Below are 19,361 nucleotides of genomic sequence, written 5' to 3' on the forward strand. Positions count from 1 at the left end.
CCTGTGAGCGGCCTGCTAACGGGGTTTGGCCAGCGGGAACGGCAGGGTTTCCCGGATGCTGCGCCCGGTGATCAGCATGACCACCCGGTCGACGCCCATACCGAGGCCGCCGGTCGGCGGCATGGCGTACTCCATCGCCTGCAGGAAGTCCTCGTCGAGTTCCATCGCCTCGGGGTCGCCACCGGCCGCCAGCAACGATTGTTCCTGCAGGCGGCGGCGTTGTTCGACGGGGTCGGTGAGCTCGCTGTAGGCCGTGCCGAGCTCGACGCCCCAGGCCACCAGATCCCAGCGTTCGGCGACGCCGGGGATGCTGCGGTGGGGCCGGGTCAGCGGGGACACCGAGGTGGGGAAGTCCTTGTAGAACGTCGGCTCGGCGGTGTGGTCTTCGACGAGATGCTCGTACATCTCCAGCACGACCGCCCCGGCGTCCCAGTGCGTCAGGTAGCCGATGTCGGCGGCCTTGCACAGCTTTCGCAGGGTGTCCACGTCGGTCTCGGGCGTGATGTGCTCGCCGAGGGCCTCGGAGATCGCGTCGTGCACGGTCTTCACCGGCCACTGACCGGAGATGTCCACCGGCTCGAGCACACCGTCGGCGCGTGGCCGCAGGAACACCTGGGCGCCGTTGGCCGCCTGCGCGGCGTTCTGGATCAGTTCGCGGCAGCCGTCGATCCACACGTTGTAGTCGGCGTGCGCCTGATAGGCCTCCAGCAGGGTGAACTCCGGGTTGTGGCTGAAGTCCACCCCCTCGTTGCGGAACGCCCGGCCCAGCTCGAAGACGCGCTCGACACCGCCGACGCAGAGCCGTTTGAGATACAGCTCGGGGGCAATCCGCAGATACAGGTCCAGGTCGTAGGCGTTGATGTGGGTGAGGAACGGCCGGGCGTTCGCGCCGCCGTGGATCTGCTGCAGGATCGGCGTCTCGACCTCAAGGAAATCCTTGGCGTACAGCGTCTGCCGGATGGCCTGCAGGGCGCCGCTGCGGGCCCGGATCAACTCGCGGGCATCGGTGTTGACGGCCAGGTCCACGTAGCGGGCCCGCACCCGGGCCTCCTGGTCGGTCAACCCCTTCCACTTGTCCGGTAGCGGGCGTAGGCATTTGCCCGTCAACCGCCACTTCTCGACCAGCAGCGAGCGGGTTCCGTTGCGGCTCTGGCCCATCGTGCCGGTCACCTCGATCAGGTCACCGAGGTCGATCGCGGCGGTGAACTGCGCGGTGCCGCCGTCGAGGCGCGAATGGTCCAGCAGCAGCTGGACTTCGCCCGACCAGTCACGCAGCTGCGCGAACAGCACGCCGCCGTAGTCGCGGATGCGCAGCACCCGGCCGGCCACACTGAGCTCTTCGGAGTCATCGGCCGCCAATGCCTCGGCGACGGTATGGCTGGGCGCCTGGCCGACGGGGTAGGCCTCCACTCCGCTGTCCTGCAGCGCCCTGAGCTTGGCCATGCGCACCCGGACCTGCTCGGGCAGGCGCGCCAGCTCCACACCGCCCGGCGCGTCCGTCGCGAAATCGCCGACGTCAGGCGCACTTCCGTCGTGGTGCAGCCGGCCGGACTCCACCAGGTTCGCCGGCGCGGCGACGTGCTCACCGGTGTGCTGCTTGTTGCGCCTGGAGAACGGCAGCACCAGGAACCCTTCGGCGATCACCGACGCGACGCCGACCCGGGGGATCAGCCGAGCTTCTTCGTAGCAGGCGTAGCGCGGCACCCATTCGGGTTGGTACTTCATGTTCGAGCGGTACAGGGTCTCCAGCTGCCACCAGCGGGAGAAGAACACCAGCAGCCCGCGCCACAGCCGGGCCACTGGCCCGGCACCGAGCTGTGCGCCCTGTTCGAATGCCGAGCGGAACATCGCGAAGTTCAGCGAGATACGGCTTACGCCAATGGTTTCGGCCTGCATGCACAGCTCGCTGACCATCAACTCGATGGTGCCGTTGGGTGACTGCGGGGAGCGTCGCATGACGTCGAGTGAGACACCGTTGGCGCCCCACGGCACCAACGACAGCATCGCCACCACGGCATCCTTCTGGCCGTCGTGCTGAATCGCCTCGACCAGCAGGCAGTCACCGTCGGACGGGTCGCCGAGCCGGCCCAGTGCCATCGAGAAGCCGCGTTCGGTCTCGGTGTCGCGCCAGGCGTCGGCGTTGCGGATCACCTCGGCCATCTCGGCGGCAGAGAGCTCGCGGTGGCGGCGGATCCGAACCGAGGCGCCCGCCCGTTTGGCGCGGGTGACCGCCTGGCGCACGCCCCGCATGTCCGACCCCGACAACCGGAAGGAGTCCGGGTGCAGAATGGCTTCGTCACCGAGTTGCAGCGCGTTGAGCCCCGCGGCGCGGAAGGCTTCGGCCGCAGTCGAACTCGCGCCCATCACTCCGGGTGCCCAACCGTAGGTCTGGCACAACCGCAGCCAGGCGTCGATGGCCTGCGGCCACGCCTTCGGATCGCCCAGTGGGTCCCCGCTGGCCAGGCACACCCCGACCTCGACGCGGTAGGTGATCGCCGCACGTCCACTGGGCGCGAACACCACCGACTTGTCTCGGCGGGTGGCGAAGTACCCCAGCGAATCGTTCTTCCCGTAGAGCTCGAGCAGCCCGCGGATCGCGGACTCGTCCTCTCCGGTCAATGCATTGGCTGCGCGTTGCGACTGAAACAGCACCACGGCGGCGGCCATCAGCGCCAGGGCGCCGAACAAGCCGAACACCGCGTTGAGGAACGGGTGCGAATACCCCTCGAACACCTCGGTGGGTACCGTCGCGAAGCCGCTGACGCGGTTTATCGCGTACGGCAGTCGTGAGCTGGTGTCGAGGGTTCCGGGGAACAGGGTCAGCAGACCCCAGGCCGCCAGGATGCCGATCGCCATGCCTGCCAGCAGGGCCACGGCCGACTTGACCAGGGCACCGCGCCGGACCTTGGCCCAGAACTGCTTGCGCGCCAGCACCAGGCAGACGATGGCGGTGATGTGGAACGCCATGCCGATCATCTCGCCGGCCTCGTCGGCCATGGTGTCGCCGCCGGCGACCAGGTCGCCCAGGTTCCAGCCGATGGCGCCGACCATGTAGAGGACCAGGATCCACCACGCGATGCGCTTGCGGGCCGCCAGCGCCGCGGCCAACAGGGTCAGCACGAAGGCCCAGGCAAAGCTGGTGTCGGGGAAGTTGAAGAGATAGTCGTTGACGAACTCCCGGGGCACCTTGATGACCCAGCGCACCAGGGGGGAGACGCTGGCGATGAGCGACAGCGTGGCGATGACGCCGACCGTCCAGCCCGCGGCGGCCGGAACCCAGGAGAATCGGCTGGTTGGCCGCATCGGCGTGCGACTGGCGCGGCTGAGAACGGTCATATGCCCGGAGGATAGGCGGTCAACTTGGAAAAACATTGGAACACCGGCCGCGCCGGACCGGCGTCGTCGTTCACCAGACCGGGCCCGTGTACTTCTCACCGGGGCCCTTGCCCGGTTCATCGGGCGCAGCGCTGGCTTCGCGGAACGCCAGTTGTAGGCTCTTGAGGCCATCGCGCACCGGGCCGGCGTGTGGTCCGAGGTACTCGGCCGAGGCGGTCACGAGACCGGCCAGCGCGGTGATCAGCCGGCGGGCCTCGTCGAGGTCGCGGTATGGGCTCTCGTCGGGATCTGGCGCCGACAACCCGATCTTCTCGGCGGCGGCGCTCATCAGCATGATCGCGGCGCGGGTGATCACCTCTACCGCCGGGACGTCGGCCAGGTCACGAACGGCCGAATCGTTCGGATCGCCGGAGCCCTGCTCGTGCGCTGCGTCGGGCGTTACTGTCGGATCGGTCATACCTGGTAGAGTGTCACGCGCGACCGTCCCGGCGTACGCCAGGGACAGTAAGTGGAGTCCCACTCCCACCGTTGGCCACACTGGTTCAGCGGTCCGGTCACCAGCATCCTAGGATGCCGGTTCTGCGCCTCAGTATTGAGGCACGGGCGGTGAAAACCGTGATCGGTCGGCATGGGCCCTGCTATGAGCAGGGCTTTCGCTCTTTTGAGCGCTGGTGGCGTGGGCTCCTGAAGTGGACAACATAGGAGGCCCCATCAGCACTGAGACCCGCGTCAACGAGCGCATCCGCGTACCCGAAGTCCGCCTGATTGGACCAGGTGGTGAGCAGGTAGGCATCGTGCGCATCGAAGACGCCCTCCGCGTCGCCGCGGATGCCGATCTCGACCTTGTAGAAGTAGCCCCGAACGCCAGACCTCCGGTCTGCAAGATCATGGACTACGGCAAGTACAAGTACGAGACGGCTCTGAAGGAGCGCGAGTCTCGCAAGAACCAGCAGCAGACCGTCGTCAAGGAACAGAAGCTGCGTCCCAAGATCGACGATCACGACTACGAGACGAAGAAGGGCCACGTGGTCCGCTTCCTCGAAGCCGGGTCGAAGGTCAAGGTGACCATCATGTTCCGCGGACGTGAGCAGTCGCGGCCCGAACTGGGATACCGCCTGTTGCAGCGGCTGGGCGCCGACGTGGCCGAGTACGGCTTCGTCGAGACGTCCGCCAAGCAGGACGGCCGCAACATGACGATGGTGCTGGCCCCGCACCGCGGCGCGAAGACTCGCGCCAAGGCAGCGGAGCAGGCCGAGCGCCCTGGCGGGCAGCAGGCCACACCCGAAGAACCAGACGTATCACCGAACTAGTTTCAACACAGAACTGAGGACTCATGCCCAAGGCGAAGACCCACAGCGGTGCCTCCAAGCGGTTCCGCAAGACCGGTACCGGCAAGATCGTGCGGCAGAAGGCCAACCGGCGCCACCTGCTCGAGCACAAGCCGAGCAAGCGCACCCGCCGGCTCGACGGTCGTACCGTCGTGGCCGCCAACGACACCGGTCGCATCAACAAGCTGCTCAACGGCTAAGACCGCCCTCACCCGTACCGAACGAGAATAGGAACACCCCATGGCACGCGTGAAGCGCGCACTCAACGCCCAGAAGAAGCGGCGCACAGTCCTCAAGGCCTCCAAGGGCTACCGTGGCCAGCGGTCCCGCCTGTACCGCAAAGCCAAAGAGCAGCAGCTGCATTCGCTGACCTACGCCTACCGGGACCGTCGCGCCCGTAAGGGCGAGTTCCGCAAGCTGTGGATCTCCCGCATCAACGCCGCGGCCCGCGCCAACGACATCACCTACAACCGGCTGATCCAGGGCCTCAAGGCCGCCGGTGTCGAGGTGGACCGCAAGAACCTCGCCGAGATCGCCGTGAGCGACGAGGCTGCGTTCGCCGCGCTGGTCGAGGTCGCCAAGGCCGCTCTGCCTGAGGACGTCAACGCTCCTTCGGGTGAGGCCGCCTGACCATCAGTCCGCTCACCGAGCGAGCTGATCGCGTCGCCGCAGCCGTAAAGCTGCACCGCGCCGTCGCACGTCGCCGCGCCGCACGCTTTCTCGCCGAAGGTCCCAACCTCGTCGAGTCAGCGTTGCGGCGCGGACTCGTTTCCGAGGTGTTCGCGACGGCCGCGGCTCTCGACCGGTTCGGGGGTCTGCTCGCCGATGCCCCGGTGTATGAGGTGACCGAACGTGCGGCAAAGGCGTTGTCCGACACGGTCACTCCGGTCGGTCTCGTGGCGGTGTGCCGGCTCCCGGACGTCTCACTCGACGATGTGCTCGCCGCGGCACCACGCCTGATCGCGGTCGCCGTCCAGCTTTCCGAGCCAGGCAACGCCGGCACCCTGATCCGGGTTGCCGACGCGATGGGTGCCGACGCGGTGATCCTGGCAGGCAACGCCGTCGACCCCTACAACAGCAAGTGTCTTCGGGCGTCGGCGGGCAGCATCTTCTCCATCCCCGTGCTCAGCGAAACCGACGAGACGGCGACCGTGGCGCGGTTGCGTGACGCGGGCCTGCAGGTGCTGGCCACCACCGTCGACGGCGAGGTCAGCCTCGCCGACCCTGAGTTCGAGCGTGCCCTCGCTGCGCCGACCGCGTGGCTGTTCGGGCCCGAAGCACACGGGCTGCCAACGGAGTTGGCGGCGATGGCGGATCACCGCGTGCGCATTCCGATGCCCGGCAACGCCGAAAGCCTCAACATCGCCTCGGCCGCCTCGATCTGCCTGTATCAGAGCGCCCGTTCTTAGCGCCCGTTCTCAGGGCGAGCAGACGCGCAGGTACCCCGACACGCCGCTGTTCGGGTACCGGAGTGACTGCTCGCGGTTCAGATGGCCAGCCAGATCAGGCCGGCCGCTGCGAAACCCACGACTGACAGGATGGTCTCAAGCACCGTCCATGTTTTCAGCGTGTCCTTGACCGACATGTTGAAGTAGCGCGACACGATCCAGAACCCGCCGTCGTTGACGTGGCTGGCGATGATCGATCCCGCGGATACCGCCACCACGATCAGCGCGATCTGGGCGGGGCTGTAATGCCCTGCGCTGATGGAGGTCTCGATGATGCCGGCGGTGGTGACGATCGCGACGGTCGCCGAGCCCTGCGCGATCCGCAGCGCGCAACTGATCAGATAGGCCGACAGGATCACCGGCAGCCCGACCTCGGTCATCGAGTCAGCGAGGGCCTTGCCGATCCCGGTGGCGCGCAGCACCGCCCCGAAGAACGAGCCGGCCCCGACGACGAGCAGGATCATCCCGACGGGACGCAGCGATGCCGCACTGATCTTGGCGAGCTCGGGGGCCGAGATGCCCCGTCGGATTCCCAGCAGATACAACGCCAGCACCACCGCGATGGTCAGCGCAATGGCCGGGGTGCCGATCAGGGTGAGGGTCGACCGCAGCCGACCCTCTTTCAGAACCACATCCGATACGGTGGCCGCCAAGATCATCAGCATCGGCGCGAGAATGATGAACGCGATGAGGCCGATCGACGGCGGATTGGCGGTGTCGGCCTCTTCCTCCTCGGGGACCAGTTCGTCTGGCACGTCGACCAGCACACGCTTGCCGATCCACGAACCCCACATCACGCCGCTGACGAACCAGGCCGGGATACCGCACGCGAGTCCCATGATGATGAGCCAACCGAGGCTCACGTGCAGCAGTCCGGCCGCGGCGACCGGGCCTGGATGCGGCGGCAGGAATGCATGCGTCATCGACAGGCCCGCCAGCATCGGCATCGCGTAGAGCACCAACGACTTTCCGCCGCGCTTGGCCGCCACGTACACCAACGGGGCGAGGATGAAGATGCCGATGTCGAAGAAGATCGGGATCCCCAGCACCAGACCGGTGACACCCATCGCCAACGGAGCGCCCTTGGGGCCGAACAGGTTCAGCAGCCGGGTGGTCAGCACGTCGGCCCCGCCGGAGCGTTCGAGCATGGCGCCCAGGACGGTACCGAGCCCGATGATCACGGTGATATGGCCGAGGATGCTGCCGAAACCCTTCTCCAACAACGAATCCCCGGATTTGGCAGGAGTGCCGACCAGATCGGCCACCGAAATGCCGGCGACCAGGGCGACCGCGATGCTCACCACGATGAGGGCGATGAACGGTTCCAGCTTGAGCTTGATGATCAACACCAGCAGCAGTGCGATCGAGACCGCGGCCAGGGTCAGCAGTCCGGCGGTCTCGTGCTGCAGCCAGTGCACCATGGTGGTCATGCCGGCCTAAACGCCCATCGCCGCGACGAAACCCGCGGCCCGGCTGGTGATCTCGGTCCAATTGCCTGCGGCGACCTCGACGGGTGGCACCACACCGGTACCGGCAGTCACCGCCAACGCGCCCGCGTCGAGATAGGCCCGCGCGTTGTCGGCGTTGATGCCGCCCGACGGCACGAGGTCGACATCGGGATAGGGGCCGTGTAGATCGGACAGGTACTTCGGCCCCATGCTGCTGGCGGGGAAGATCTTCACGGCAGTGGAACCGAGGTCGACGGCTTGTGCCACCTCACTCGGGGTGAGTGCGCCGAGGAACACCGGGATGTCGCGCGCCACCGCGGCCTCGGCGACGGCGGGCCGAAGCCCGGGCGTCACCAGGAACGCGGCTCCGGCGTCGATCGCCGCCGCGGCCTGGTCGGCGGTCATCACCGTGCCCACGCCCAGCAGGATGCCCGCTCGCGCGACCGCGTCGGCGCAGCGTCGGATGTGGTCGAGCACATCAGGTGTGGTGAAGGTCAATTCGACGGTGCGGATGCCGCCTGCGGCGAGCGCGTGGCACAGGTCGGCGGCGTCGGGAATGCTGTCGGCCCGCACCACGGTGAGCACCCGGTCGGCCTTGAGCGCATCGAGCTTGTTCATCGCGTTCCTCCGTCTGGGTGGCGGCGCAGCGATCGTCCCGCCGTCGCTCCGGTGAGTTCCCCGTCGTCCAGAGCCAATTGGCCCCGGACGAACACGTGGGTGAATCCCGCGGCGGCCTGCCGCGGCTGGTCGTAGGTCGCGGTGTCGGCGACCGTGTCGGGATCGAACAGCGCCAGGTCGGCGGCGAAGCCCCGGCGCACGAAACCCCGGTCGGCCAACCGCAACCGACGCGCAGGCCGTCCGCTGAGGTGGCCGACGCATTCCTCCAGCGACATCAGCCCGAGGTCACGGCAGTAGTGACCGAGATAGCGCGCGAAGGTGCCCCATCCGCGGGGGTGCGGTTTCGCGCCGACCAGCAGCCCGTCGCTGCCTGCGGTGTGCCGGGGATCTCGCATGATGGCTTGTACGTTCTCCTCGTGTCCGACGTGTTGCAGGATTCCACTGCCGAGCTCGTCCCGGAGCAGAATGTCGATGCACACGTCGAACGGTTCGCGGCCCTCCGCTGCCGCGATGTCCGCAATCGTCTGTCCCACATAGCGATTCAACGACGGGTCCTGCACCCCGCTGATCTCGATGGTGTTCCACTCTGCGGTCACCCCGTGACACCCGTCGGATCCGGTGACCTCAAGATGCTCGCGAACGCGGGCCAGCACAGCAGGATCTGTCAACCGCGCGAGCGTTTCCTCGGTGTTGCCCGCCGACGCCCAGCTCGGCAGGATCGCCGACAGCGTGGTGGCCCCGGGCAGGTACGGGTAGGTATCGAGGCTGATGTCGGCACCCGCCGCGGCTGCGGCGTCGAGCATCGCCAGCAACTCGGGAGCGCGGCCCTTGTTCGGGCCGAAGTTCAGGGTCGCGTGCGCGAGATGCAGAGCGCACCCTGACCGGATGGCGAGGTCGATCATCTCCGCATAGGCCTGCAGTGCACCCGCGCCGTATGAGCGGTGGTGGGGGGAGAAGTACCCGCCGTGGGCGGCCACCGTGCGGCACAGGGCCAACAGCTCGGCGTTGTCGGCGTACATGCCGGGGGTGTAGGTCAGGCCGAGGGACAGGCCGATGGCGCCCTCGGTCATCGCCTGGCCCACGATGTGCTGCATCGCGGCGATCTGGGCGTCCGACGCCGGCGTGTCGTCCCAGCCGACGGCCAGCGCACGCACCACGCCGTGTGGGACGAGATAGGCCGCGTTGGTGGCGATTCCGCGATCGAGCCGGTCGAGATACTCGCCCACTGAACGCCAGTCGAAGTCGAAATCGGCCGGATCGGAGTTCCAGCCGGCGATCTTGCGCCGGACGACAGCCAGCACCTCGGACGTGACCGGGGCGTAGGACAGCCCGTCCTGCCCGAGCACCTCGGTGGTCACCCCCTGGGTGATCCGTGACGGATGGGTGGGATTCAGCAGGATCTGCAGGTCCGAATGGGCGTGCATGTCGATGAATCCCGGCGCCAGGACCAGCCCGGCCGCATCGATCACCCGGTCCGCGTCGGCCGCGCCGGGACCGTGCCGATAAATCCCGGCGATCCGCTCGCCGTCGACGAGCACATCGGCCGAATACCGCGGCGTCTCAGTGCCATCGACGACAGTGGCGGCGCGGATGAGGGTGCGCATCGGATTCAGAAGTAGGTGCGGATGAGGTCGACCACGGGCGGATCGTCGCTGTCGCCGGCCAGCACCGGGATCCAGCGCCACTTGTCGAAGGCCGTACACGGGTGCGAAAGGCCCAGCCGCACAACGTCGCCGACGCGCAGGTCGGAGTCAGGGGAGATGCGCAGGAACGCGTGTTGATCGTTGACCGCGGTGATCGTCGCATCGGCGAGCGGGCGGGCCGGAGCTCCGAGCTCTGCGGCGACGAGCTGTGGAACCGGCAGCCCCTCGTCGAACGGGACGTCACGCTTGCCTGCGTCGAGCAGCGCCAGGCCGGGTTCCGGCCGCGACACCACGCGGGCCCACGTGTGCATCGCCGATCGCAGCTGATAGTGGTGTTCCGGGTCGCGCGTGAACGGTGTGATGCCGGTGTAGAACCCGTCGTCGTGGATGGTCGCCGCTCCGGCGCGGACCACCACATGGGTCCGCCCGCCGGCCAGCGGCGCCAGCACCTCGGCGACCACGTCGAAATACGCGCTGCCGCCTGCGGTCACATACACCGCACCGTCGGGTGGGTAGTGCCCCGCGGTCTCGATCCGGTCGTGCAAGGCCGCCATGTCCTGCAGGTAGGTACGCACCCGCGCCAACGATTGCGCCGAGGAGTCGTGTGCCAGGGCGCCCTCGTAACCGGACACGCCTGCCACCCGCAGCACGGGGCTTGCCGCGATGCGCTCGGCGACCGCCGTCGCCTCCTCGACCGTGCGTGCCCCGGTTCGTCCGCCGGCCGCACCCAGCTCGACGAGTACCGGGATCGGCCGGGGGACGGGCACGTCGGTGAGCGCGCGCTCCATCGCATCGATGGTGCCGGGGGAGTCGGCCCAGGTGAGCACCTCCAGGTCGGGGTGCTCGGTCATCGCCTGGGCCAGCCAGTGCAGTGCACCCGGATCCACCAGGGCGTTGGCCAGCTGAATGCGCCGCACGCCGAAATGCACGCCCACCCGCACCTGGCTGGCCGTGGCCAACGTGACTCCCCATGCCCCGCTGCGTATCTGGCGGTCCCACAGCACCGGCGACATGGTGGTCTTGCCGTGCGGCGCCAGCTCCACACCGCGGTCGGCGCACCACTGCGCCATGGCGGCGACGTTCGCCTCGAGGGCCGAATCGTCGAGCGTCATCACCGGTGTCATGAACGACGACAGTCGTGGCCCGGTGGCCAGGAACTCGGCGGTGGTGAGACCGGCCGCCGAAGCGGGCAGTGCCTTGTCCAGTACGGACAGTCGCTCGGCCGCCATGGCCTGCACTGCCTGGCCGTCTAGCGTCGGCTCGCTGCGAGTCGTCATCGTCAGTTCCCCTGTATCGACCTGCTACGTTGCATATAGTGCAATCAGAGTTGCAAATTTAGGTGTGACATGTCTAACATGACGCCGACGCCGCGTCAATCCTCTACCCACCGAAGGACGGCTGTGCACGAACCGACCACAAACCCGGTCCGGGGTGTCGCATGCCTCGGTGAGCCGCTCGTGCTGACCTCTGACGCGGATCCGCACCTGGCCGGTGCGCAGGCTGGATTGCACCTGGCCGGTGCTCAGGCTGGATTGCACCTGGCCGGTGCGGAAGCCAACGTGGCGGCCGGCCTGGTTGCCTGGGGCATCCCGGCCGCCTTCGTCGGCCGCCTCGGCGACGACGACTTCGGCGCACTGATCCGATCCGAGCTGATCGCGCGCGGCGTCGACGTCTCCGCCGTCGAAATCGACCCGACCCGGCCCACGGGGCACTACTCCAAGGTCACCGCGCCCGACGAGACCGGCGAGCCGCAAACGGTCAGTCGCTACACCAGATCCGGTTCGGCGGCCTCGGCGATGACGCCCGCGTTCCTTGATTCGCCTGCCCGGGCGGCCGCCTTCAAGCACGCGGCGGTGGTGCACTGCAGCGGCATCACGGCGGCCCTGTCCGACACCTGCCTGGCGATGATGCGTCGGCTACTGACCGACCGCCCCGGCATCACCGGCCGGATGAGCTTCGACGTGAACTGGCGTGAACAACTCTGGCCCGACGGCGATCCCGCGAAGGTGGTCGACCTGGCCAACCGTGCCGACCTGGTCCTGGTCGGCGCGGACGAGGCGCTTCGGGTCATGGGCACCGCCGACCCGGCCGAGTTGCGCCGCATCCTGCCGGCACCGAACACCCTGGTCATCAAAGACGGTGCCCGCCGGGCCATCGCCGTCGACCGCGCGGGCGCCACGATCGTCGTTCCCGCGTTGAGCGTCGAAGTGGTCGAACCGGTCGGAGCCGGCGACGCGTTCGCCGCCGGCTTTCTCAGCGGGATTGTGCGCGGCGAGGATACGGCCACCTGCCTGCGTCGCGGCCACCTCGGCGCGGCGGTCACCCTCACCGTGGTCGCCGACTCGGCCCCGCCACCGCCGGAAGAGCTGGCCCGGCAACTGCTCACCTGTTCGGAACGGCAATGGGCGGCCACCACCGTCACCGCATCGGGCATCTCGATGCAGGACAGAGTCTGATCACGTGAGCCAGAGCCTCGCCCGCGCACTGCACCTGCTGATCCACCTCGGCAGCGGTCCGGCCACGCTGGACGAACTCGCCGCAGCCACCGATGTGCACAAGACCACCGTGCTACGCCTGCTGCGCACCCTGGCCGACGAGCGATTCGCCTTCCGCGACCACGACAATCGCTACCACCTCGGGTCGCGAATCTTCGAGCTCGCCGAATATGGCGCCGACCAGCGCGAGATCCGGCAGATCGCGTCGCGCCACCTTGTCGAGTTCAACCGCACGTACGGCCGCACCACGCACGTCGCCGCCATGGAGGGTGACAGCGTCGTCTACATCGACAAACTCGAATCGCACGACCTCATCAGGATGTACTCGCGAATCGGCTTGAGCGCCAACCTGAATTCCACCGCGGTGGCCAAGGTGATCCTGGCCGACCTGCCCGATGCCGAGCTGCGGCCGATCGTGGCGGCCATGGATTTCACGAAGCGCGCCGCGAACACCATCACCACCCCCGAGGCGTATCTGCGCGAGATCGAATCCGTCCGAGCCCAGGGGTGGGCCCAGGATCGCGAGGAGAACGAGCCGTCGATCAATTGCATCGGGGTTCCGGTCCGCGGCGCGTCCGGCAAGGTCGTCGCCGCGGTGTCGGTATCGGTACCCGAGGTGGTGTTGCCCTTTGACCAGTTGCTCGAGCTGCTCGAGCCGCTGCAGGCCGTATGCCAACGAATCTCCACCGACTGCGGCTACCGGCCGCGCCCCTGAACCCATCCCCGGGAAGCACGAAAAACGAGAGGTAGCACCATGTCTGACTCACAGGTCATCCGCACCGACGGCGCGCCGGCGCCCGCCCACACCTTCAGCCAGGGCATCCGCAAGGGTGGGCTGTTGCAGGTTTCCGGCCAGGGCCCGATGGACCCCGCGACCAACACCTACATCGGCGAGGGTGACGTCAAGGCGCAGACCCGCCGCACGCTGGAGAACGTCAAGGCGATCCTGGCCGCAGGCGGCGCAGGGGTCGACGACGTCCTGATGTTCCGCGTCTACCTCACCAAGCGCGAGGACTTCGCCGCCATGAACGAGGTCTACGGCGAATTCATCGCCGAGAACGTCAAGTCCGATCAACTGCCTTGCCGGACAACGGTATTCGTCGATCTTCCGCACGAAGTGATGCTGGTCGAGATCGACGCGCTCGCTGCCGTCGGCTAGGCCGCGCTGGTACGGCGCTGGGCCGGCTTCCTTGCCGGCCGCAGCACCGACAGCGAGAACGTCGTGTGCACCAGTGAGCCCGCCCGGTCGAGCAGTGTCTTGCGGTGCGGCAGATAGTGCATCGGCATACCGCGGCGATCGCGTGGCGGTGCCGTGAAGCTCGGTGCTTCCACCAGTGGGGCGTCGGCCGGGATCTTGCCCGACGCGCGCCGGTAGGCCGACAACGCCCGCGGATGTAGCCGGATCTCGTCGGGCACGGCCACGAACGCCAGTTCGACGAGCTTGCCGAAGATCCGGAGCAACACCTCGTCACCCGGAGTCCAGCGCATCCCGGCCTTTTCCCGCAACGTGGGATCGAACAGGCCGGCGGCGATCCACCGCTGCGCGCCGACCAACGGTCGGAACAGTTGGTCCCAGACCGGGGTGGGCATCAGGACGAACCACGGTTTGGGAATCCGGATGTTGAAGATGTCGAGCGTGGCCCGGTTGATCTCGAGCTCGTCGCGGCACTTGGTGTCCCAGTACTCCTGGAACTCTTCCCAGGTCTCGGGTACCGGCCGCATGCTCATGCCGTACATGCGGTACCACTGCACGTGCTCGTCGAACAGCTGGTGTTTCTCGGCCTCGGTGAGCCCGCCGCAGAAGTACTCGGCGGTCTTGAGAATCAGCATGAAGAACGTGGCGTGTGCCCAATAGAAGGTCTCCGGGTTCAGCGCGTGGTAGCGCCTGCCCTCGGCGTCGACACCCTTGATGGTGGTGTGGAAGGCCCTGATCTGCGCGCCGGTCTGCGCGGCCCGCTCACCGTCGTAGACGACGCCCATGATCGGGTACACCGACCGAGCCACCCGCTGCAACGGTTCGCGCAGCAAAATCGAGTGCTCTTCGACTCCGGCACCCAGCTCGGGATACATGTTCTGGATGGCGCCGATCCACACGCCGAGCATGCCGGTGCGCAGGTCGCCGAAGTATTTCCACGTCAGCGAGTCCGGGCCCAGCGGGTCCGACTCGGGGTTGGCTGCTCTCGCGGTCATCGTGTCCTCGTTGACTGGTCAATGACTCAGGCCTTGCGGTCTGCCACCCACGATAGTGATGACAACATACGTTGTCTACGAACCCGCGGCGCGTCGCCACGCAGTGTTACGCGGTGGAAATCGGGCCGCCGCACGGGCGTGACCAGCGCAGGAACCGACCCGGGCGGGAGTGTGAGCAAAGCTGCGCGCGGCATGATTGCCGGTCCGCGCGAGTGCCACATACTCTTGCGCTGTGGATGGCGAATCGTTCGATGAACGATCCGGCCGCAACGGGGAAATCGATCAGGTGCCGGGTCGGTCCGGACCGGCTCAGGATCTGTCCGGCCCTCTGGGCTGGCTACAACGGACCAATCACAGCCCCGCGCTGATCGGGTTGGTCCGCCGCGTCCGCCGGGCACTGCCGGGGGACCCCGACTTCGGGGACCCGCTGTCGGCAGCTGGCGAAGGCGGCCCACGTGCCGCGGCCCGGGTGGCCGACCGGTTCCTGGACCGCGACGCGGCCTCCCGCGAGATGAGCCTGGGCGCCCTGCAGGTGTGGCAGGCGCTGACCGAACGGGTGTCGGGCACTCCGGCAAACCCCGAGGTGACCCTGGTCTTCACCGACCTCGTCGGCTTCTCGTCCTGGTCGCTGCGCGCAGGCGACGACGCGACGCTGCGGCTGTTGCGGCGGGTGGCCCAGGTGGTCGAACCGCCGCTGCTGGAAGCCGGCGGCCACATCGTCAAGCGCATGGGTGACGGGATGATGGCGGTGTTCTCCGACCCGGTCGTCGCACTGCGCGCCGTGATCACCGCGCTGGAAGCGGTGAATTCGGTTGAGGTGGAAGGCTATACACCGCGAATGCGGGTCGGTATGCACACCGGGCGGCCGCAACGCATCGGATCGGATTGGCTCGGCGTGGATGTCAACGTCACGGCCCGAGTCATGGAGCGCGCCACCAAGGGTGGCCTGATGCTGTCGAACACCACGCTCGATCTGATTCCGGCGGACGAGTTGAGTGCGCAGGGGTTGACCGTCAAACGGCAACGGTGGCAGGTCTTTTCGCCTCGGCCGGACGGGGTGCCCGACGACCTGGTCATTTACCGTGTGCGACTGCCCCGGCAGACGCTCGTCGACGAACCCGACGACCAGGGTGTGCCCGGCGGGTGACCCACCCGTCGCACACGAATCCGAACGCTCAGCAGAGCCGGCCGGGTAGCCGGCGGGAAACGCATTCGAGGGGCGATGAGGCCATCGCCTATGATCGCCGGGTGGCTCAGCAGCCCAGTGATCTCTCCGAAGAAGCCCTGACCAAAGCCGTCAGCGCGGCCCGGCATGCCTTTGAGCTGTCCGGCGACCTCGACGCGCTCGCGCGCGCCAAGACCGAGCACCTGGGGGACCGGGCGCCGATCGCACTGGCCCGGCAGGCGTTGGCGACGCTGCCCAAGGAAGACCGCGCCGACGCCGGCAAACGGGTCAACGTTGCTCGCGGCGACGCGCAGCGTGCCTACGACGAGCGGTTGGCCGTGTTGCGCGCCGAGCGGGACGCCGCGGTCCTGGTGGCCGAGCGGATCGACGTGACCCTGCCGTCGACGCGTCAGCCCGTGGGCGCCCGGCACCCGATCACCATCCTGGCCGAGAACGTCGCCGACACGTTCGTCGCCATGGGTTGGGAGTTGGCGGAGGGACCCGAGGTCGAGACCGAACAGTTCAACTTCGACGCGCTGAACTTCCCGCCCGACCACCCCGCCCGCAGCGAGCAGGACACCTTCCAGATCGCCCCTCCGGCATCCCCCGTCGCTTCGCTCGCCCCTGAAGGCTCCCGTCAGGTGCTGCGTACCCACACCTCGCCCGTGCAGATCCGGGCCCTGCTGGAACGCGAACTGCCGGTCTACATCGTCTCGATCGGACGGACGTTCCGCACCGACGAACTGGATTCCACCCACACGCCGGTGTTCCACCAGGTGGAAGGCCTCGCGGTGGACAAGGGCCTGACCATGGCCCACCTGCGGGGCACCCTCGACGCGTTCGCGCGGGCGCAGTTCGGGCCGGAGGGCCGCACCCGGTTCCGGCCGCACTTCTTCCCGTTCACCGAGCCGTCGGCCGAAGTGGACATCTGGTTCCCCGACAAAAAGGGCGGACCCGGCTGGGTTGAGTGGGGCGGCTGCGGCATGGTCAACCCGAATGTGTTGCGTGCCTGCGGTATCGACCCCGACGAGTATTCGGGCTTTGCCTTCGGAATGGGATTGGAGCGAACCCTGCAGTTCCGCAACGGGATTCCCGACATGCGTGACATGGTCGAGGGCGACGTGCGCTTCTCGCTGCCGTTCGGGGTGGGCGCCTGATGCGCATTCCATACAGCTGGTTGCGAGACACGGTCCGCGCAGGCGCGCCGGGTTGGGACGTGTCGGCCGACGAGCTCGAGCAGGCCTTCATCCGCATCGGTCACGAGGTCGAGGAGATCATCCCGACCGGGCCGGTGAGCGGCCCGCTGACCGTCGGTCGCGTCGCCTCCATCGAGGAACTCACTGAGTTCAAGAAGCCGATCCGCGCCTGCACGGTCGATGTGGGTGAGGTTGAGCCCCGAGACATCATCTGTGGGGCAAGGAATTTCGCGGTCGGTGATCTGGTGGTCGTGGCACTGCCCGGTACCACCCTGCCCGGCGACTTCACCATTGCCAAACGCAAGACCTACGGTCGCACGTCGGACGGCATGATCTGCTCGGCGTCCGAGCTGAACCTCGGCACCGACCACAACGGGATCATCGTGCTGCCGCCAGGCACCGCCGAGCCGGGCACTCCGGCGGCGGAGCTGCTGGGCCTTGACGACGTGGTGTTCCATCTCGCGATCACGCCGGACCGCGGCTACTGCCTGTCGGTGCGCGGCCTGGCCCGCGAGATCGCCTGCGCCTACGACCTGGACTACGTCGACCCGGCCGATGTGACGCCGCTGCCCGCCGAGGGTGAGGCGTGGCCGCTGACCGTCCAGCCGGGCACCGGCGTGCAGCGGTTCGGGCTGCGACCGGTCACCGGTATCGACCCGGCCGCGGTATCGCCGTGGTGGCTGCAGCGTCGCCTGCTGCTCAGCGGTATCCGGGCCATCTCGCCGGCCGTCGATGTGACCAACTACGTCATGCTCGAGCTCGGTCATCCGATGCATGCCCACGATCGCAGCCTCATCACCGGCGGTTTCGACGTCCGGTTCGCCCGCGACGGCGAGAAGGTCGTCACTCTCGACGACGTGGAACGCACGCTGAACTCGGCCGACGTGCTCATCGTCGACGATGTGGCCACCGCTGCCATCGGCGGCGTGATGGGTGCGGGCACCACCGAGGTTCGCGAATCCACCACCGACGTGCTGCTGGAGGCCGCGGTGTGGGACCCGGCCGCGGTGTCCCGCACGCAGCGGCGCCTGCACCTGGCCAGTGAGGCCGGCCGACGCTACGAACGTTCCGTCGACCCGGCGATTTCCGTTGCCGCGCTGGACCGGTGTGCGACCCTGCTGGCCGAGATCGCAGGCGGCACCGTCGAGCCGACCCTGACCGACTGGCGCGAGGACGGCCGCACCGACTGGTCGCAACCCGCCATCGAGATCCCCGCGGACCTGCCGGACCGCACCGCCGGTGTCGAGTACGGCGCGGGCACGACAGCGCGTCGTCTGACCCAGATCGGCGCCGAGGTGACCGGCACCGAGACGCTCACCGTCACCCCCCCGAGTTGGCGACCGGACCTGCGCCAGCGTGCCGATCTGGTCGAGGAGGTGCTGCGCCTCGAGGGACTCGAGCGGATTCCGTCGGTGCTGCCGACGGCGCCTGCCGGACGCGGGCTCACCGCGGGGCAGAAGCGTCGCCGCGCGATCGGAAAGTCGCTGGCGCTGGCCGGATTCGTCGAGATCCTGCCGACGCCGTTCCTGCCTGCCGGAGTGTTCGACGCCTGGGGTCTGGCTGCCGACGATCCGCGCCGCAACACCACCAAGGTGCTCAACCCGTTGGAGGCCGACCGCCCGCAGTTGGCCACCACCTTGCTGCCTGCGTTGTTGGAAGCATTGGCGCGCAACGTATCTCGTGGAACGTCCGATGTGGCGCTGTTCGCCATCGCGCAGGTGGTGGAACCGACCGAGCAGACCCGCGCCGTCGAGCGCATCCCCACCGACCGCAGGCCCACCGACGACGAGATCGCCGGGCTCGACGCCTCGTTGCCGCACCAGCCGCAGCACGTCGCGGCGGTGCTGACCGGCCTGCGTGAGCCTGCCGGACCGTGGGGCCCCGGCCGGCCCGTCGAGGCAGCCGACGCCTTCGAGGCCGTGCGAGTGATCGGCCGGGCGATCGGTGTGGACTTCACGCTGCGTGCGGCGCAGGACCTGCCGTGGCATCCCGGCCGCTGCGCCGAGGTGGTCGTCGGCGAAACCGTCGTCGGCCACGCCGGTCAGCTGCACCCGGCGGTCGTCGAGCGCACCGGGTTGCCCAAGGGCACCTGCGCGGTGGAGTTGGACCTCGACGCCGTCCCGATCGTCGAGACGCTGCCAGCGCCGAAGGTGTCGCCGTTCCCGGCGGTGTTCCAGGACATCAGCGTGATCGTCGGTGACGAGACCGCCGCGGCGAGCGTGGTGGACGCTGTCCGTGACGGGGCCGGTGAGCTGCTCGAAGACGTCAGGCTGTTCGATGTGTACACGGGCCCGCAGATCGGGGAGGGCCGCAAGTCGCTGACCCTGGCCCTGCGTTTCCGGGCCGCCGATCGCACGCTGACCGAAGACGAGGCCAGCGCCGCACGTGACGCCGCCGTGGCCGCCGCGGCCGAGCGGGTCGGCGCCGTCCTGCGTGGCTGAGTTCCTCGGCCGAGCAGACGCGTAGGTACGCGACACGCCGCTGTTCGGGGACC

At 68.2% G+C, this 19,361-nt stretch carries 17 protein-coding genes; 10 read left to right on the forward strand and 7 right to left on the reverse strand.

Annotated elements, in window-relative coordinates; all coding sequences use genetic code 11:
- Positions 1–15 precede the first annotated feature (15 nt).
- Both lysX and BTO20_RS14530 read right to left on the reverse strand, forming a co-directional pair.
- On the reverse strand, positions 16–3,336 hold the full coding sequence (gene lysX, locus BTO20_RS14525; protein WP_198344383.1) for a bifunctional lysylphosphatidylglycerol synthetase/lysine--tRNA ligase LysX: 3,321 nt from the start codon (positions 3,334–3,336) through the stop codon (positions 16–18).
- 70 nt (positions 3,337–3,406) lie between these two features.
- Positions 3,407–3,793 carry a DUF1844 domain-containing protein gene (locus BTO20_RS14530; protein ID WP_087076921.1) on the reverse strand — a complete coding sequence of 129 codons (387 nt, stop codon included), beginning with the start codon at positions 3,791–3,793 and terminating at the stop codon, positions 3,407–3,409.
- Between the two features lie 253 nt (positions 3,794–4,046).
- Between BTO20_RS14530 and infC the strand changes: the two genes are divergently transcribed.
- Genes infC through BTO20_RS14550 form a run of 4 tightly spaced genes read left to right on the forward strand, consistent with a single transcriptional unit; the run spans position 4,047 to position 6,073 of the window.
- Positions 4,047–4,646 (forward strand): translation initiation factor IF-3, encoded by a 600-nt coding sequence (gene infC, locus BTO20_RS14535; protein ID WP_198344518.1) that lies wholly within the window; start codon positions 4,047–4,049, stop codon positions 4,644–4,646.
- Between the two features lie 23 nt (positions 4,647–4,669).
- Positions 4,670–4,864, forward strand: coding sequence for a 50S ribosomal protein L35 (gene rpmI, locus BTO20_RS14540; protein ID WP_062830509.1), 195 nt, complete (start codon positions 4,670–4,672; stop codon positions 4,862–4,864).
- A 40-nt stretch (positions 4,865–4,904) separates the two neighbouring features.
- Positions 4,905–5,294 (forward strand): 50S ribosomal protein L20, encoded by a 390-nt coding sequence (gene rplT, locus BTO20_RS14545; RefSeq protein WP_087076925.1) that lies wholly within the window; start codon positions 4,905–4,907, stop codon positions 5,292–5,294.
- A 2-nt stretch (positions 5,295–5,296) separates the two neighbouring features.
- Entirely contained in the window at positions 5,297–6,073 is a 777-nt protein-coding gene (locus BTO20_RS14550) for a TrmH family RNA methyltransferase (protein ID WP_087076927.1), read from the forward strand.
- 77 nt (positions 6,074–6,150) lie between these two features.
- Here the strand turns inward: BTO20_RS14550 and BTO20_RS14555 are convergent, their stop codons facing one another.
- Genes BTO20_RS14555 through BTO20_RS14570 form a run of 4 tightly spaced genes read right to left on the reverse strand, consistent with a single transcriptional unit; the run spans position 6,151 to position 11,098 of the window.
- Positions 6,151–7,542: a GntP family permease gene (locus BTO20_RS14555; RefSeq protein WP_087076929.1), complete on the reverse strand. Its 1,392-nt coding sequence runs from the start codon at positions 7,540–7,542 to the stop codon at positions 6,151–6,153.
- Between the two features lie 6 nt (positions 7,543–7,548).
- Complete coding sequence (locus tag BTO20_RS14560) at positions 7,549–8,178, reverse strand: bifunctional 4-hydroxy-2-oxoglutarate aldolase/2-dehydro-3-deoxy-phosphogluconate aldolase (protein WP_087076931.1); 630 nt, start codon at positions 8,176–8,178, stop codon at positions 7,549–7,551.
- Positions 8,175–9,782, reverse strand: coding sequence for an N-acyl-D-amino-acid deacylase family protein (locus BTO20_RS14565; protein WP_087076933.1), 1,608 nt, complete (start codon positions 9,780–9,782; stop codon positions 8,175–8,177). Before BTO20_RS14565 ends, BTO20_RS14560 begins: the two co-directional genes overlap by 4 nt.
- A 5-nt stretch (positions 9,783–9,787) precedes the next feature.
- Entirely contained in the window at positions 9,788–11,098 is a 1,311-nt protein-coding gene (locus tag BTO20_RS14570) for an amino acid deaminase (RefSeq protein ID WP_198344384.1), read from the reverse strand.
- A gap of 123 nt (positions 11,099–11,221) precedes the next feature.
- On the opposite strand from BTO20_RS14570, the gene BTO20_RS14575 reads away from it, so the two are divergent.
- From BTO20_RS14575 to BTO20_RS14585, 3 genes are read left to right on the forward strand one after another with little or no spacing between them, the layout of a single operon-like run.
- Positions 11,222–12,277, forward strand: a complete 1,056-nt coding sequence (locus BTO20_RS14575) for a sugar kinase (RefSeq protein ID WP_269770351.1) — start codon at positions 11,222–11,224, stop codon at positions 12,275–12,277.
- A 4-nt stretch (positions 12,278–12,281) separates the two neighbouring features.
- A complete protein-coding gene (locus tag BTO20_RS14580) occupies positions 12,282–13,031 on the forward strand; it encodes an IclR family transcriptional regulator (RefSeq protein WP_087076937.1) in 750 nt (249 codons plus the stop codon).
- A 39-nt stretch (positions 13,032–13,070) separates the two neighbouring features.
- Positions 13,071–13,475: a RidA family protein gene (locus BTO20_RS14585; RefSeq protein WP_064947223.1), complete on the forward strand. Its 405-nt coding sequence runs from the start codon at positions 13,071–13,073 to the stop codon at positions 13,473–13,475.
- On the opposite strand, the gene BTO20_RS14590 is transcribed toward BTO20_RS14585, so the two are convergent.
- Entirely contained in the window at positions 13,472–14,506 is a 1,035-nt protein-coding gene (locus BTO20_RS14590) for an oxygenase MpaB family protein (protein ID WP_087076939.1), read from the reverse strand. The two genes, BTO20_RS14585 and BTO20_RS14590, sit on opposite strands and share 4 nt — an antisense overlap.
- 232 nt (positions 14,507–14,738) lie before the next feature.
- On the opposite strand from BTO20_RS14590, the gene BTO20_RS14595 reads away from it, so the two are divergent.
- The 3 genes from BTO20_RS14595 (at position 14,739) to pheT (ending at position 19,308) form a co-directional block, all read left to right on the forward strand.
- Positions 14,739–15,653: an adenylate/guanylate cyclase domain-containing protein gene (locus tag BTO20_RS14595; RefSeq protein WP_269770352.1), complete on the forward strand. Its 915-nt coding sequence runs from the start codon at positions 14,739–14,741 to the stop codon at positions 15,651–15,653.
- Between the two features lie 101 nt (positions 15,654–15,754).
- Complete coding sequence (gene pheS, locus BTO20_RS14600; RefSeq protein WP_157680213.1) at positions 15,755–16,828, forward strand: phenylalanine--tRNA ligase subunit alpha; 1,074 nt, start codon at positions 15,755–15,757, stop codon at positions 16,826–16,828.
- Positions 16,828–19,308 (forward strand): phenylalanine--tRNA ligase subunit beta, encoded by a 2,481-nt coding sequence (gene pheT / locus BTO20_RS14605; protein WP_087076941.1) that lies wholly within the window; start codon positions 16,828–16,830, stop codon positions 19,306–19,308. Before pheS ends, pheT begins: the two co-directional genes overlap by 1 nt.
- The last annotated feature ends 53 nt before the right edge of the window (positions 19,309–19,361 follow it).

It is taken from the genome of Mycobacterium dioxanotrophicus, from assembly GCF_002157835.1.
Classification (GTDB): domain Bacteria; phylum Actinomycetota; class Actinomycetes; order Mycobacteriales; family Mycobacteriaceae; genus Mycobacterium; species Mycobacterium dioxanotrophicus.

Bases quoted from the DNA above. Each gene is read 5' to 3' on its own strand.
- lysX (WP_198344383.1), bottom strand. From the start codon at position 3,336: ATGACCGTTCTCAGCCGCGCCAGTCGCACGCCGATGCGGCCAACCAGC.
- BTO20_RS14530 (WP_087076921.1), bottom strand. From the start codon at position 3,793: ATGACCGATCCGACAGTAACGCCCGACGCAGCGCACGAGCAGGGCTCC.
- rpmI (WP_062830509.1), top strand. From the start codon at position 4,670: ATGCCCAAGGCGAAGACCCACAGCGGTGCCTCCAAGCGGTTCCGCAAG.
- rplT (WP_087076925.1), top strand. From the start codon at position 4,905: ATGGCACGCGTGAAGCGCGCACTCAACGCCCAGAAGAAGCGGCGCACA.
- BTO20_RS14555 (WP_087076929.1), bottom strand. From the start codon at position 7,542: ATGACCACCATGGTGCACTGGCTGCAGCACGAGACCGCCGGACTGCTG.
- BTO20_RS14560 (WP_087076931.1), bottom strand. From the start codon at position 8,178: ATGAACAAGCTCGATGCGCTCAAGGCCGACCGGGTGCTCACCGTGGTG.
- BTO20_RS14565 (WP_087076933.1), bottom strand. From the start codon at position 9,782: ATGCGCACCCTCATCCGCGCCGCCACTGTCGTCGATGGCACTGAGACG.
- BTO20_RS14570 (WP_198344384.1), bottom strand. From the start codon at position 11,098: ATGACGACTCGCAGCGAGCCGACGCTAGACGGCCAGGCAGTGCAGGCC.
- BTO20_RS14585 (WP_064947223.1), top strand. From the start codon at position 13,071: ATGTCTGACTCACAGGTCATCCGCACCGACGGCGCGCCGGCGCCCGCC.
- BTO20_RS14590 (WP_087076939.1), bottom strand. From the start codon at position 14,506: ATGACCGCGAGAGCAGCCAACCCCGAGTCGGACCCGCTGGGCCCGGAC.
- pheT (WP_087076941.1), top strand. From the start codon at position 16,828: ATGCGCATTCCATACAGCTGGTTGCGAGACACGGTCCGCGCAGGCGCG.